The following is a 13,063-nucleotide window of genomic DNA, read 5'->3' as shown; positions in this document are numbered from 1 at the left end:
CATCACGCCGGAGGCCGAGGAGGCGATCCGAGCCGAGGAGGCGGAGCCGTGGCAGGCCCACAGACAAGCCGGTGCGTGCGAGTGGAACCCCCGGATCGGCGTACGGGTCGTGGGAGGCGGGGAAGGCGGACCTCGCATAACGTCGACGAAGGTGAAGGCGAGGGCGAGGAGGCAGGCCGTGGAGCGGACCGTGATCATCCGCGCGGAAATCGCGGGCGGGAAGCGGTCCCGGACCGCTCGGCGTGCCCGTCGTGAGGCATCACGCCATGCGTAGGGCCGAAGCAGGGCGCGGCCCGGAGACCGGGGCCGCCCCCGGTCTTGGCACGACTTCCACGGTCACCCTCCGGGTCAACGGTACGAGCCATACGCTCCAGGTCGACAACCGCACGACGCTGTTGGACGCGCTGCGGGACCATCTCGACCTCACCGGGTCGAAGAAGGGGTGCGACCACGGGCAGTGCGGGGCCTGCACCACCCTCCTCGACGGGCGGCGCGTGAACAGCTGTCTGCTGTTCGCGGTCGCCTGCCACGACGCGTCCGTCACCACCATCGAGGGCCTCGCCGACGGCGACCGGCTCCATCCGGTCCAGAACGCGTTCGTCGCCCGGGACGCCCTGCAGTGCGGATACTGCACCCCGGGCCAGATCTGCTCGGCCGTCGCCCTGCTGGACGAGGCGGCGCACGGGCATCCGTCGCACGTCACACCAGCGGAGCAGCCACCGGGCGAGGCGGTGCCCCTCACCCCGGACGAGATCCGCGAGCGTATGAGCGGGAACATCTGCCGCTGCGGCGCCTACCCGCACATCGTCGACGCGATCGAGGAGGCCGCCCGGTGAAGCCCTTCGCGTACGTGCGGCCGGAGCGGGCCGAGGAGGCGCTCGATCACTTCGCCGCCCACCCTGGCGCCCAGTTCCTCGCGGGCGGTACCAACCTCGTCGACCTGATGAAGCTGGGGGTCGCCGGACCGCCGCTGCTCGTCGACATCGGCGGTCTGGCACTCGACGGCGTGGAGGAGACCTCCGAGGGCGGTCTGCGCATCGGTGCGACCGCGCGCAACAGTGACGTGGCGGCCCATCCGGTCGTGCGCACGCGCTACCCGGTGCTTTCACAGGCACTCCTGGCCGGCGCCTCCCCTCAGCTGCGCAACGCGGCCACCACCGGGGGCAATCTGCTCCAGCGCACCCGCTGCCTCTACTTCCAGGACACGTCGAAGCCGTGCAACAAGCGCGTGCCAGGTTCGGGCTGTCCCGCCCGGGAGGGCGTACACCGCGACCTCGCCGTGCTCGGCCACTCCGCCGATTGCGTGGCCACGCATCCGTCGGACATGGCGGTCGCCCTCGCCGCGCTCGACGCGGACGTCCACCTGCGCGGAGCCGCCGGCGAGCGGACCGTGCCGGTCACCGCGTTCCACCGGTTGCCCGGCGACCGCCCGGAGCGGGACACCGTCATCGAGCACGGCGAGCTCATCACGGCCGTGACCCTGCCCCCGCCCCCGCCGGGTGCGCACAGCACCTACCGCAAGGCCCGCGACCGGGCCTCGTACGCCTTCGCGCTCGCCTCGGTCGCCGTCGTCCTGACCGTCGAGGACAACCGCGTGGAGCACGCAGCCATCGCCCTCGGCGGCCTCGCCCACAAACCCTGGCGGGCCGGCCAGGCGGAGGAGGTACTGCGTGGAGCACCGGCGACCTCCGAGACGTACGAGCGGGCGGCCGACGCCGAACTCGCCGCTGCCGAGCCGCTGCGCGACAACGGTTTCAAGGTGCCCCTCGCCCGCAACCTCGTGGTGAGCGTGCTGCGCGACCTCGCGTCCCGCGCCGGGGCCCGCCCGTGACATCGGGCGCCCACCCCACGACAGGGACGGCGCACAGCAGAGGACACGACCGTACGACGACCGGAGGAGGCACCACGCCATGACCAGCCAACCCGTGCGACCCGCGGCGGCCGTCCGGCGTGACGCCCGGAAGAAGGTGACGGGCGAGGCCCGTTACGCCGCCGACCGGACCCCGCCCGGCTGTCTCCACGCTTGGCCCGTGCCCGCCACCGTCGCGCGCGGCCGCGTCACCGCCGTGCACACGGAGGAGATCCTGCGGCATCCCGGCGTGCACACCGTGCTCACCCACGAGAACGCGCCCCGCCTGGGCGAGGCCGACGACCCGACACTCGCCCTGCTCCAGGACGATCGCGTCCCCCACCGGGGCTGGTTCGTCGCCCTCGTCGTCGCGGACACCCCGGAGATCGCGCGCGCCGCAGCCGACGCGCTGCGGATCGACTACACCACCGAGGACCACGACGTGCGGCTGAACGCCGACCATCCGCGCCTCTACACGCCCGAGGAGGCCAACGGCGGCCATCCGGCCGTGCGGGAGCGCGGCGACTTCGACGCGGCCTTCGCGGCCTCGGCGGTACGGCTCGACGAGACGTACACCCTGGACGCCCTGCACAACCATCCGATGGAGCCGCACGCCGCCACGGCCTGGTGGGACGACGACGAGCTGACCGTGTACGACTCCAGCCAGGGGGCTACCACGGTACGGGACGTCCTCGCGGCGCTGTTCCGGCTGCCACCGGAGCGGATCACGGTCGACTCCTCGTACGTGGGAGGCGGCTTCGGTTCCAAGGGCACCCCGCGGCCGCCGGCCGTCCTCGCCGCGATGGCCGCCCGGCACACCGGCCGGCCGGTCCGGCTCGCCCTGCCCCGCCGTCAGCTCGCGGCGGTCGTTGGCCACCGCGCGCCCACGGTCCAGCGCGTCCGGATCGGCGCGTCCGACGACGGTGTGATCGGCGCCCTCGCCCACGAGATCGTGACTCAGACGTCGACGGTGAAGGAGTTCGTGGAGCAGGCCGCCGTCCCGGCCCGCACCATGTACACCTCCCCCCACAGCCGAACCGGCCACCGGGTGGTGGCCCTGGACGTGCCGACCCCCTCGTGGATGCGTGCGCCCGGCGAGGCATCCGGTATGTACGCCCTCGAGACGGCCATGGACGAACTCGCCGAGGCGACGGGCGTCGACCCGGTGGAGCTCCGGCTGCGCAACGAGCCCGACGCGGAGCCCGACAGCGGAAAGCCCTTCAGCAGCAGGGGTCTGGCCGCGTGCCTGAGGGAGGGCGCCCGGCGCTTCGGCTGGGAGGGCCGCGACCCCCGGCCCGGCTTCCGCCGCGAGGGCGACCTGCTGTCCGGCACGGGCGTCGCCTCGGCCACGTACCCCTTCCTCCTGGGCCCGTCCAAGGCTTCGGCGCACGCCGCGCCGGACGGCAGCCACGTCGTACGGGTCGACGCCACCGACATCGGCACCGGGGCGCGCACCGTCCTGGCCCAGATCGCCGCCGAGGCCCTCGGGGCACCGCTCGAATCCGTACGCGTCGAGCTCGGCTGCAGCCGTCTGCCCGACGCCCCCGTCGCCGGCGGTTCCTCCGGAACGTCCTCCTGGGGCTCGGCCGTGCACAAGGCCTGCACGGCCCTGCGCGACGCGCTGGCCGCCCGCTCCGGCCCGCTGCCGCCCGAGGGCGTGACCGCCGAGGCGGACACGGAGGAAGAGGCCGGACGGACGTCCCCCTACGCCCGCCACGCCTTCGGCGCGCACTTCGCGGAGGTCCACGTCGACTGCGTCACCGGAGAAGTCCGGGTGAGCCGGCTGCTCGGCGTCTACGCCGTCGGCCGTGTCCTCAACCCGCGTACCGCCCGATCCCAGTTCATCGGCGGGATGACGATGGGGCTCGGCATGGCGCTGACCGAACACAGCACCATGGACCCCGTCTTCGGCGACTACACCGAGCGCGACCTGGCCTCCTACCACGTCCCCTCGTGCGCCGACGTGCGCGGGATCGAGGCGCACTGGCTGGAGGAGCACGACCCCCACCTCAATCCGATGGGCAGCAAGGGCATCGGGGAGATCGGCATCGTCGGCACGGCCGCGGCCATCGCCAACGCCGTCCACCATGCGGTCGGCGTGCGGCTGCGCGAGCTGCCCCTGACGCCGGACCGGCTCCTGCCCGTGCTGACGCGTCGACCGGCCGGGCTCCCGGGCGGCGCACCGGCATGAGGTCCCGCCCGAGCCCGGCCGTCCGCCTCATCTCAGGGCGTAAGCCCGGGTCCCGGTCTGGACCGTGCGGCTGTCCGCGCCGTGCCACTCGGGTGCCGCCCAGCACCGGCCCTGTTCATCCGCCGTCGGTCGGCAGCCAGCAGCCGTGCAGGCCGAGCGGGACGCGGACCGGGATGCGGGCGCGGGCCACCGGTCCCGAGGCCGGGTCCTCGGCGGGGATCACCAGGAACCAGCTCGAGCCGTCCGTACGGTCGGTGGCGTAGGTCAGCCAGTAGCCGTGCTCCTCGGAGTCCTGGCCGGGTTCGGGGGCGAAGACCGGTTCGCCGACGGAGAGGTCCCCCGCAGGCCAGACGCGGGCGGTACCCGTCTCGGTGTCGAACCAGCGGATGGCGTCGTACTCCCCCGTCAGCAGATCCTCACGTCCGGTCCCGGTCGCGAGCGCCGCGTGACGGTGCCGTCGGCCGATGCGCCGGTCGTCGACACGGGGGAACTCGACCCGGGCTTCGTCCAGCAGCGTGCGGGCCACGCTGCCGGCCGCGGGATCGATCCGCGCGCGCACCAGACCGCTCCTCACCTGGTGCTCCGAATCCTCGGGTGCCCCGCCGACGGTGAGCCGGCTCCACTGCACGTAGTCCAGAACCACCGGAGCGTCCTCGCCGGGGCCGTCGTCGTAGGCGTTCACCGTGTGCCAGAGCCAGAAGGCCTCGTCGGCCGCCCAGCGCGGGGTTCCGCCGTCGCGCGGGATCAGCGCCACGCGGGTGCCGTGCTCGGGCCGCCAGGCGAGGAACGAGCCGCCTTCCATGGCCGCGCCGAGGTCGAAGAAGGCCGGGGCCAGGACGAGAACGGCGTAGCGGTCGGTCAGGGCCATGTCGTGGATCATCATCGGCGCGTCGACGCCGTCGACAGGTGTGGGTCCGCGGCTGACGGTTCCGTCGCGGGCGATCACCGACCAGGTCAGATACGGCGGCTCCAGGCCGTAGCAGAAGACGGTCATCTCTCCCGTGACCGGATCGATCTTGGGGTGCGCGGTGATGCCCGCGGGCAGGGCACCGCCGAAGTCCTCGCGGCCCACGGTCGCCAGGTTCGCGTCGATACGGAAGGGGCAGGCCGACTCGGCGAGGGCGAGCATCCGGCCGCCGTGCCGCACGACGTTGATGTCCGGCAGGTCCCGGAACGTACCCGCGAGCTCCGGTCCGACCTGTTCGGCGTCCGGCGTGATCATCGACGCCAGCCCTCCCCACAGGGCCCGGCCGGCCCGCTCCTCGGCCTCCAGCGCGGGGGTCCGGACGAAGCGGTTGCGGTAGCGGGCACGGCCCTCGGAGAGCCAGACGCCGTGCAGCATGCCGTCGCCGTCGATGGGGTAGAGGTACGAGCCGATCGGAGTGAAACGAGGGTTCGGTCCGTTGCGCAGGTACAGGCCGTCCAGGGCGGCCGGGATCTCGCCGGTCACCTCCAGGTCGGCGACGTCGACCTCCTCGGTCACCGGGGCGAACGAGCCCAGCAGGTGGGGTACCCGGGTCGGGTCGAAGCGTGGTGGGGTGTGTGTGCTCACCGGACCTCCCGGCGTGCGCCCGGCGGGGCCGGCGGATCGGCCCTTCCGCGGCACGCGTGTACGGCACCTTCCAGTGAAACGCGCCCCGGACTGTGACGCCAGGCGCGCCCGTGCTCCCCCGCCCGGCGCGCGTCCCCCTCGCTCGGCGCCCGTGCCCCTCGCTCGGCGCGCCCGTGCCCGCTCGCCCTGCACCCGTGGGCCCTCGCCCGGCGCGCGTGCCCCCCTCGCAGCCCGTGCAGGGCCGAATCCCCGGTGACCCGTCGGGCCGGGAAGCGGGAGGCGGGAGAGAGGGACGCGGGTACGGCGCGGCTCCGGTGGTCGCCTACGTCTGCTTCGTTATGTCCTGGACCTCCCGGGAGATGTCCTCCAGCACGGCCTTCGGGTCGGCGGACGGCGCGACGGCCTTGCCGATGTTCCGCTTGATGGTGTTGCTGACCTGGAGCCAGGACGGCTCGTTGACCGGGTAGAGCTCGGCTCCGCGCAGTGCGTTCAGAAACTGCTCGCTGCTGGGGTCCGCCGCCGCGTCCTTGGAGGCCTGGCTCGCGGAGACCGTCGAGGGCAACAGGTGGTAACGCCCGGCGAATTCGCTGAGGTTCTTGTCCTCGTAGACGAATTCCAGGAAAGCGCCCACCAGTTCGCGATTTCCTTCGCGCTTGAAGGCCATCATCCAGTCGGCGACGCCCGCCGACGGCAAGGCCTGCCCGTCTTTCAGCGAGTCCGACACCGGCATGCTGAGCGTGCCGACCTTGATGCCCTTCGCCCTCGCCTCGTGGAGCAGCGAGGGATAGCCGTTGAGCATGCCGACGTCGCCGCGCAGAAAGGCGGCGAAGGCGTCCTGCCGATTGAGCTCGGCCGGCGGGACCGGTCCGGTCAGGCCGGGCGCGACCAGGTGGTTCCTGATCCAGCGGAACGTCTGCGTGTTCTGCTCGGACGCGATGCTGTAGCCCCCGCTGCTGCCGGCGTACCCGCCGCCGTTGCTCAGTTCCCAGATCAGAGCTTCGGCGTGCGCCTCCTCCGGTCCGAGCGGGAGGGCGTACGGGTAGAGCACACCCTCCTTCTTCAGCGCCTTGGCCGCGTCCTCCAGGTCCGACCAGGTCTTCGGCGGCTTCGCTCCGGCCTTGTCGAACAGCTTCTCGTTGTAGAAGAGCAGCCGGCTGCTGGCCACGAAGGGCAGCCCGTAGAGGGTGTTGCCGACCGAACCCGCCTCCGCGAGCGGCGGCAGGAAATTCGCCTCCGCCCTGACCGACAGCAGCTCACTCGCTGCGTAGAGGCGGCCCTGCGCCGCGAAGTCGGAGTACGCGCCCATCAGGGCCACGTCCGGAGCGTTGCCCTCCTTGACCAGGCGGGTGACCTCGCGGTCGACGTCGGCCCACGGGTAGAGCGTCACCTCGACCTTCTTGCCGGGGTGGGCGGCGGTGAAGGCGGCGGTCAGTTCGTCCCAGTACGCCTTGGAGCTGGTCGCCGGGCTGTTGCCGTATTCGGCGGCCACGAAGCGCAGTGTCGTCCCGTCGTCGCTCCCGGAGGAACCGCAGGCGGTGACGAGTGAGCCCAGTAGTGCGAGTGCGGCCACGGAGGCGGTCGCGCCGAAGAGTCTTGGTCGCACGGATCATTCCTCTTGATTCTTTTTGGACAGTGCGTCCGGAATTCTCTCCTGGCTCGGGACGAATGGCGCCCCCTGTCGAGAGGTTGTGGCCATTGCTCCAACTGCGCGGGTCAGGTCTGGTGTTTTCGAATATGCCGCCACCGATTCCGACGCGCGTAGAGTCCTCCGCAATGTCCCATACACCTCCCGGATGGAGCATTGACGAAGGGATAGCCCCAGGGCCCTTCCGGGGTAAAGCTACTGACCCATGTCCGTCAGCCACCGGGCGGTAGTGCGCGGGTTCAGGCCGAGCAGTCGCTGGGCGGAGCGGCTGGAGGCGATGGCGTTGTCCGGGAGCGTGCCCAGGAAGGCGTACAGTCCCGCCACACCCGCGGCCGCGTCGCTGCCGAGCAGAGGTGCGAGCAGGTCGCCGAACGCCGCGGGGGCGAGCGCCTCGCAGGTGACGCCGTGTCCCAGGTGGGCGGCGAACGCCTCGGCGAGTTCGGGTCCGGTGACCGCCGGGTGCCGGCCGACCTCGATCACGCCGGTGACTTCCGGGCGGTCGAACAGGGCGACCGCGGCATCGGCGACGTCCAGGTGCGAGGCCCACGACACAGAGTGGTCGGCGCGCAGCGGGTAGCGCAGCACGCCCTGTTCGCGGGCCCCGGCGAGGACGGGCGGCAGGAGCAGGTTCTCCAGGAACAGACGCGGTGCGATGACCGCGTGGGACAGCCCGCTCTCCTTCAGTCCGTCGATGACGCTCGTGACCGCTCGGTCGGCGAGCTCGACGGGCGTGCCGCCGCTCGTGGAGAACACCACGCGGCCCGGGCGAGCGATGTTCAGGGCGGTGACGATGTTGCGGGCGTGGCTCAGCCGGTCCTCCTCCCCGCCGAGGGGGAGGTGGACGAAGACGCCGCCGGCGGCGCGGTAGGCGTCGGCCAGTGCGTGGGCGGAGTCGAGGTCGACCGCCCGTACCTGTGCGCCCACGACGACGGCGTCGGCGTTGCGGGTGAGGGCGGTGACGGACGCGCCGTTGGCAGTGAGGGCTGCGACGACAGGGGCACCTTGGGCGCCGGTGGCGCCGTGGATCACGTAGTTCATGGACCCATTAGTGCATGTGATGCACCAGTTACTTCAACTGCACTAATGGGCTACAGTGGAAATGTGCCCACTCCTACCCTCCCCGAATGCGGTGTAGCCCGGTTCCTCGCCCTGCTCGAAGGGCCGTGGGCCACGCTCATCGTGCGCGAGCTGCTGCATGGCCCCCACCGCTTCACCGAGCTGCGCATGGCGCTCCCGCGCATCAGCCCGCACACCCTCACCAGCCGTCTGCGCCAGTTCGAGACGTACGGCCTCGTCACACGGACCGCGTATCCCGAGATCCCCCCGCGCGTGGAGTACCGCCTCACGCCGCTCGGCGAGGGCCTGGGGCCCGTACTTGAGGCCATGGCCGAGTGGGCCGCCTCGATCCCCGACCCCGCCTCCCCCGCCGACGGCCAGGACGCGCCCCTCCCCCGCTAGAGCCAACCCCTGCTCCCGAGCGGCGGATGCCGGGCCGTCCCTGGCCGGATGGCTCTTGGGCCCACCCCGGAACCAAGATCGATTGTCAGTGGTGGGTGAGACGGTAGAGGCATCGAGTCGGAAGAAACGAGGGGGAGCCGTCATGTCCGGAAGCCAGAACTACATCAACCACGTTGCCCTTGTGCTGGACGCCAGTTCGTCCATGTCACACCTGAGCGGCAAGGTCGTGGAGGTCGCCGACCAGCAGATCGCCTATCTTGCCCGCCGGTCGAGGGAGCTGGAGCAGGAGACCCGCGTCACGGTGTACGTCTTCGCGGACAAGGTGGAGTGCGTCATCTACGACAAGGACGTGCTGCGGATGCCGTCCCTGAAGCAGCTGTACCGGGTCGGCGGGATGACGGCACTGCTGGCGGCCGCGCTGAAGTCGCAGCGGGAGCTGGCGCAGACGGCCCAGTTGTACGGCGACCACAGCTTCCTGACGTTCGTGCTCACCGACGGACAGGAGAACGCGAGCCATCGCTGCCCGGACGCGCCTTCCACCAAGCCGCGTGAACTGGTCGAGGCCGTGGCCGAGATGATCAGGACTCAGGAGGACAACTGGACGCTGGCCGTCCTTGTCCCGGACCAGATGGGTAAGCGCGAGGCGATGCAGGGTGGCTTCCCGAAGGACAACGTCGCGATCTGGGACGCCACGAGCACGCAGGGACTGGAGGAGGCCGGGCAGGTCATCCAGCAGGCCACCGAGAAGTTCATGGTGGGCCGCGCCCAGGGCATCCGGGGATCGCGGGCGGTGTTCTCCACGGGCGCGGAGGCCGTGAACAAGGACACCGTCAAGGCGGCCGGTCTCGTCCCGGTGGATCCGGCGGGGTACCAGCTGATCCCGGTGGCTCGTGACGCGGGCATCCGGGACTGGGTCGTCGAATGCGGGCACACGTACCGCACCGGTGGCGCGTTCTACCAGCTGAGCAAGTCGGAGAAGGTCCAGGCGCAGAAGAAGATCGCGGTTCTGGAGAAGAAGACGGACCGGGTGTACACCGGGCCCGAGGCACGAGCGCTGCTCGGGCTGCCGGACGTGGAGGTTCGCGTCAGGCCGGACCACAACGACGACTTCACGATCTTCGTGCAGAGCACCAGCGTGAACCGGAAGCTCGTGGCGAACACGCGGCTGCTGCTGATGCTCTGACGTCTCGTCCGCCCTGACGGTTCCTCGCCTGCGCGCGGCTGCGGGGGTGAGGTGCGGGCCAGAGCTGAGGAGCAGGTGGGTGGCGGTCGGCCGGATGCCGGGACGGGTGGCGCGTCGCCGTTGAGCGCGACCGTTGAGCGGGAGCTTCGCGCAGGCGGCGTGGTGAAAATCCGTGGCGGTACCGGCCGTGTTGCCGTGCGGCCGGTCGGGGCTGATGACGGCAGGACGCGGCGTCGCCCCGTCCCGGCATCGCGGCGTGGCGGTAGCGTGCCGCCCGTGTCCGAGCATGCACGTGACCTCGTCGGCTACGGCGCCGAGCCGCCGCACGCCACCTGGCCCGGCGGCGCCCGCGTGGCCGTCAGCCTCGTCCTCAACTACGAGGAGGGCGGTGAACAGAACGTTCTCGAAGGCGACCCCGCCTCCGAGGGGTTCCTTCACGAGCTCGTCGGCGCACCGCCTGTCGTCGGGGGGCGCGAGCTGAATGTCGAATCCATGTTCGCCTACGGCTCGCGCGCCGGTTTCTGGCGCATCCGCCGTACGCTCGCGGCGCACGGTGTCCCGCTCACGGTCTACGCCGTCGCTCAGGCGCTGGCCCGCAACCCGGATGCGGCGAGGGCGATGGGCGACGCCGGCTGGGAGGTGGCGAGCCACGGCTGGCGCTGGATCGACTACCGACATGTGCCCGAGGACGCCGAGCGGGCGGACATCGCGCGTTCGATCGCCACGATCGAGCGGCTCGTCGGGCGCCGGCCCGTCGGCTGGTACACCGGCCGGACGAGCCCCCACACGCGGCGCCTGGTCGCCGAGGAAGGCGGATTCCTCTACGACAGCGACGACTACTCGGACGACCTGCCGTTCTACGTGGAGGCAGCCGGACGGCCACACCTCGTGCTGCCGTACAGCCTGGACGCGAACGACTTCAAGTTCCTTCTCGTCCACGGTTTCACGACAGCCGACGACATGCTCACGTATCTCGTCGACACCTTCGACACGCTGTACGACGAGGGTGCCGACCGGCCGCGCATGATGAGCGTAGGCCTGCACTGCCGGATCATCGGCCGCCCCGGCCGTATCCGTGCGCTCGACGGCTTCCTGCGACACGTCGCGCAGCGGGGCGGGGCGTGGGTCACCACACGCGAGCAGATCGCGCGCCACTGGCTCGCCACGCACCCGCCTCGACGCTGAGACCTGAGCGCCGACACGCCTCGCCGCCGGGTAGATCTCGCGCTCAACTGACCATCAGGTGCGTTCAGTTCGGTCGTCGTTCGCGGAGGGGCGTCCGGCGGCCCCCGTTCCGCTGCTGCCGATCCCTCGCCCGGCAGGCCTGTTGAGGCAATGGCGCTCCGGAGCCTTGACGGGCACTTCACTTACTTCTTAAATCATGTGGGCGGCAAAGCGGATTGTCGCCCTTCCTGTCATGCCCATGATCGGATCACCGTCTGTCTGCCGTCCTGCTCCCCCCTCCCCCACACCATCCGACGGAAGAGAGAGCCATGCACTCCTCCCGCCCACCCGGCCGGCCCCTGCGCAAGGTCCTGTCCGCTCTCGCGGGCGCCGCCCTGCTGCTCGGCATCGCCGGTGCCGTCCCCGGGCCCGCCGCCGCGGACGACACACGCGCGGTGCCCGCCGCCCAGGCCGCCGCCGTCACCTTCGCCGAGGAGTTCGACGGCCCGGCCGGCTCCGCCGTCAACGCCGGCCGCTGGCAGCTCGAGACCGGTGACAACGTCAACAACCACGAGCGGCAGTACTACACGGCTGGCACCGCCAACGCCGCCCTCGACGGCCAGGGCCATCTCGTCATCACCGCACGCCGTGAGAACCCCGGCAACTACACCTGCTGGTACGGCCGGTGCGAGTACACCTCCGCCCGGCTGAACACCGCCGGACGCTTCACCGCCCAGTACGGCCGGGTCGAGGCGAGGATGAAGGTGCCCCGCGGCCAGGGCATGTGGCCGGCGTTCTGGATGCTCGGAAACGACCTCGGCCAGGTCGGATGGCCGAACTCCGGCGAGATCGACGTCATGGAGAACGTCGGCTTCGAACCCTCCACCGTCCACGGCACCCTCCACGGCCCCGGCTACTCCGGCGCGGGCGGCATCGGCGCCGGCTACACACTGCCCGGCGGACAGGCGTTCGCCGACGCGTTCCACACCTTCGCCGTCGACTGGGCCCCCGACCGGATCACCTGGTCGGTGGACGGGAACGTGTACCAGACCCGCACGCCCGCCGATCTCGGCGGCCGGAGCTGGGTCTTCAACAAGCCCTTCTTCCTCATTCTGAACCTTGCCGTGGGTGGCTACTGGCCCGGCGACCCGGACGGCTCCACCGTCTTCCCGCAACAGCTCGTCGTGGACCACGTGCGCGTCACCACCGGCGACGGTCCCGGCACCGGCGGCCGGATCACCGGATTCGGCGGGAAGTGCGTCGACGTCGCCGCCGCCGGCACGGCCAACGGCACGGCGGTGCAGCTCTACGACTGCAACGCGACCGCGGCGCAGCAGTGGACGGTCGGCGCGGACGGGACGGTCAGGGCGCTGGGCAAATGCCTCGACGCGGCCTCCGGCGGCACCGCGGACGGCACCCTCGTCCAGCTGTGGGAGTGCAACGGCACCGCGGCCCAGCGCTGGGTCGTCACCGCGGCAAGGGACATCGTCAACCCCCAGGCCGACAAGTGCCTGGACGCCACCGGCAACAGCTCGGCCAACGGCACGCGGCTCCAGCTGTGGACCTGCTCCGGAACGGCGAACCAGAAGTGGACGGTGGGCTGAGGTACGGGAGTTCACGCCCTCGCCTCCCGCTGCGGCCGCACCACGGGCGCGGCGGGAGGCGCGTCGTGTTCAGCAGGGGCCCTTGTCCTGACCGGTGCCGCAGACCGGGCCGGGGTCCTCGTAGATCGAGATCAGGAAAATCGCGAACGCGACCAGGGCGATCGTGACGCCGATCGTCCAGTACCTGTTCTGCCGCCGTACGGCGTCCTCGTCGCGGGCGTCGCGTTCCTCGTCGGCGCTCATGCGGCCCCCCTCGGACGGCTTCCCACCGCCGGACGTTCCGCGCGATGTGCCGTGCCTGCAACGACAGTCTTTCTCGTTCACCGGGCGCCCACTCCTCGCCTGCGCGCGCCGGCTTCCTCCGCAACAGCGCTAACCGGCCAACATCATGGCGTTTTCTCCCCTGCGGACAACCAG

The 13,063-nt window shown here is 71.4% G+C and carries 11 protein-coding genes; 7 read left to right on the top strand and 4 right to left on the bottom strand.

What is annotated here, in order from left to right:
* Nucleotides 1-266 precede the first annotated feature (266 nt).
* The 3 genes from M5362_RS32615 to M5362_RS32605 all read left to right on the top strand — a co-directional run bounded on the left by M5362_RS32615 (nt 267) and on the right by M5362_RS32605 (nt 4,040).
* Nucleotides 267-836 (top strand): 2Fe-2S iron-sulfur cluster-binding protein, encoded by a 570-nt coding sequence (locus M5362_RS32615; RefSeq protein ID WP_260231573.1) that lies wholly within the window; start codon nt 267-269, stop codon nt 834-836.
* A complete protein-coding gene (locus M5362_RS32610; RefSeq protein ID WP_260231572.1) occupies nt 833-1,831 on the top strand; it encodes a xanthine dehydrogenase family protein subunit M in 999 nt (332 codons plus the stop codon). The genes M5362_RS32615 and M5362_RS32610 overlap by 4 nt, the downstream gene beginning before the upstream one ends.
* A gap of 79 nt (nt 1,832-1,910) precedes the next feature.
* The gene (locus tag M5362_RS32605) at nt 1,911-4,040 is read left to right on the top strand and encodes a xanthine dehydrogenase family protein molybdopterin-binding subunit (protein WP_260231571.1); all 2,130 of its coding nucleotides are present in this window, start codon (nt 1,911-1,913) and stop codon (nt 4,038-4,040) included.
* 115 nt (nt 4,041-4,155) lie between these two features.
* On the opposite strand, the gene M5362_RS32600 is transcribed toward M5362_RS32605, so the two are convergent.
* The 3 genes from M5362_RS32600 to M5362_RS32590 form a co-directional block, all read right to left on the bottom strand.
* The gene (locus tag M5362_RS32600; RefSeq protein ID WP_260231570.1) at nt 4,156-5,592 is read right to left on the bottom strand and encodes a carotenoid oxygenase family protein; all 1,437 of its coding nucleotides are present in this window, start codon (nt 5,590-5,592) and stop codon (nt 4,156-4,158) included.
* Nucleotides 5,593-5,914: 322 nt separating this feature from the next.
* The gene (locus tag M5362_RS32595) at nt 5,915-7,195 is read right to left on the bottom strand and encodes an extracellular solute-binding protein (protein ID WP_260231569.1); all 1,281 of its coding nucleotides are present in this window, start codon (nt 7,193-7,195) and stop codon (nt 5,915-5,917) included.
* A 237-nt stretch (nt 7,196-7,432) separates the two neighbouring features.
* Nucleotides 7,433-8,275: an SDR family oxidoreductase gene (locus tag M5362_RS32590; protein WP_260231568.1), complete on the bottom strand. Its 843-nt coding sequence runs from the start codon at nt 8,273-8,275 to the stop codon at nt 7,433-7,435.
* Nucleotides 8,276-8,338: 63 nt separating this feature from the next.
* Between M5362_RS32590 and M5362_RS32585 the strand changes: the two genes are divergently transcribed.
* From M5362_RS32585 to M5362_RS32570, 4 genes are all read left to right on the top strand, one after another.
* Nucleotides 8,339-8,695: a helix-turn-helix domain-containing protein gene (locus M5362_RS32585; RefSeq protein WP_260231567.1), complete on the top strand. Its 357-nt coding sequence runs from the start codon at nt 8,339-8,341 to the stop codon at nt 8,693-8,695.
* Between the two features lie 142 nt (nt 8,696-8,837).
* Nucleotides 8,838-9,878 (top strand): vWA domain-containing protein, encoded by a 1,041-nt coding sequence (locus tag M5362_RS32580; RefSeq protein WP_260231566.1) that lies wholly within the window; start codon nt 8,838-8,840, stop codon nt 9,876-9,878.
* A 276-nt stretch (nt 9,879-10,154) separates the two neighbouring features.
* On the top strand, nt 10,155-11,063 hold the full coding sequence (gene puuE, locus M5362_RS32575; RefSeq protein ID WP_260231565.1) for an allantoinase PuuE: 909 nt from the start codon (nt 10,155-10,157) through the stop codon (nt 11,061-11,063).
* Between the two features lie 308 nt (nt 11,064-11,371).
* Nucleotides 11,372-12,646: a ricin-type beta-trefoil lectin domain protein gene (locus M5362_RS32570; protein WP_260231564.1), complete on the top strand. Its 1,275-nt coding sequence runs from the start codon at nt 11,372-11,374 to the stop codon at nt 12,644-12,646.
* A 69-nt stretch (nt 12,647-12,715) separates the two neighbouring features.
* Here M5362_RS32570 and M5362_RS32565 read toward each other — a convergent pair whose 3' ends face one another.
* Entirely contained in the window at nt 12,716-12,889 is a 174-nt protein-coding gene (locus tag M5362_RS32565; RefSeq protein WP_260231563.1) for a hypothetical protein, read from the bottom strand.
* Between the last annotated feature and the right edge of the window lie 174 nt (nt 12,890-13,063).

This window comes from Streptomyces sp. Je 1-79, from assembly GCF_025195125.1.
GTDB lineage: Bacteria > Actinomycetota > Actinomycetes > Streptomycetales > Streptomycetaceae > Streptomyces.
The sequence above is the reverse complement of the archived record's forward strand: the minus strand, read 5'-3'. Positions and strand labels throughout refer to the sequence as shown.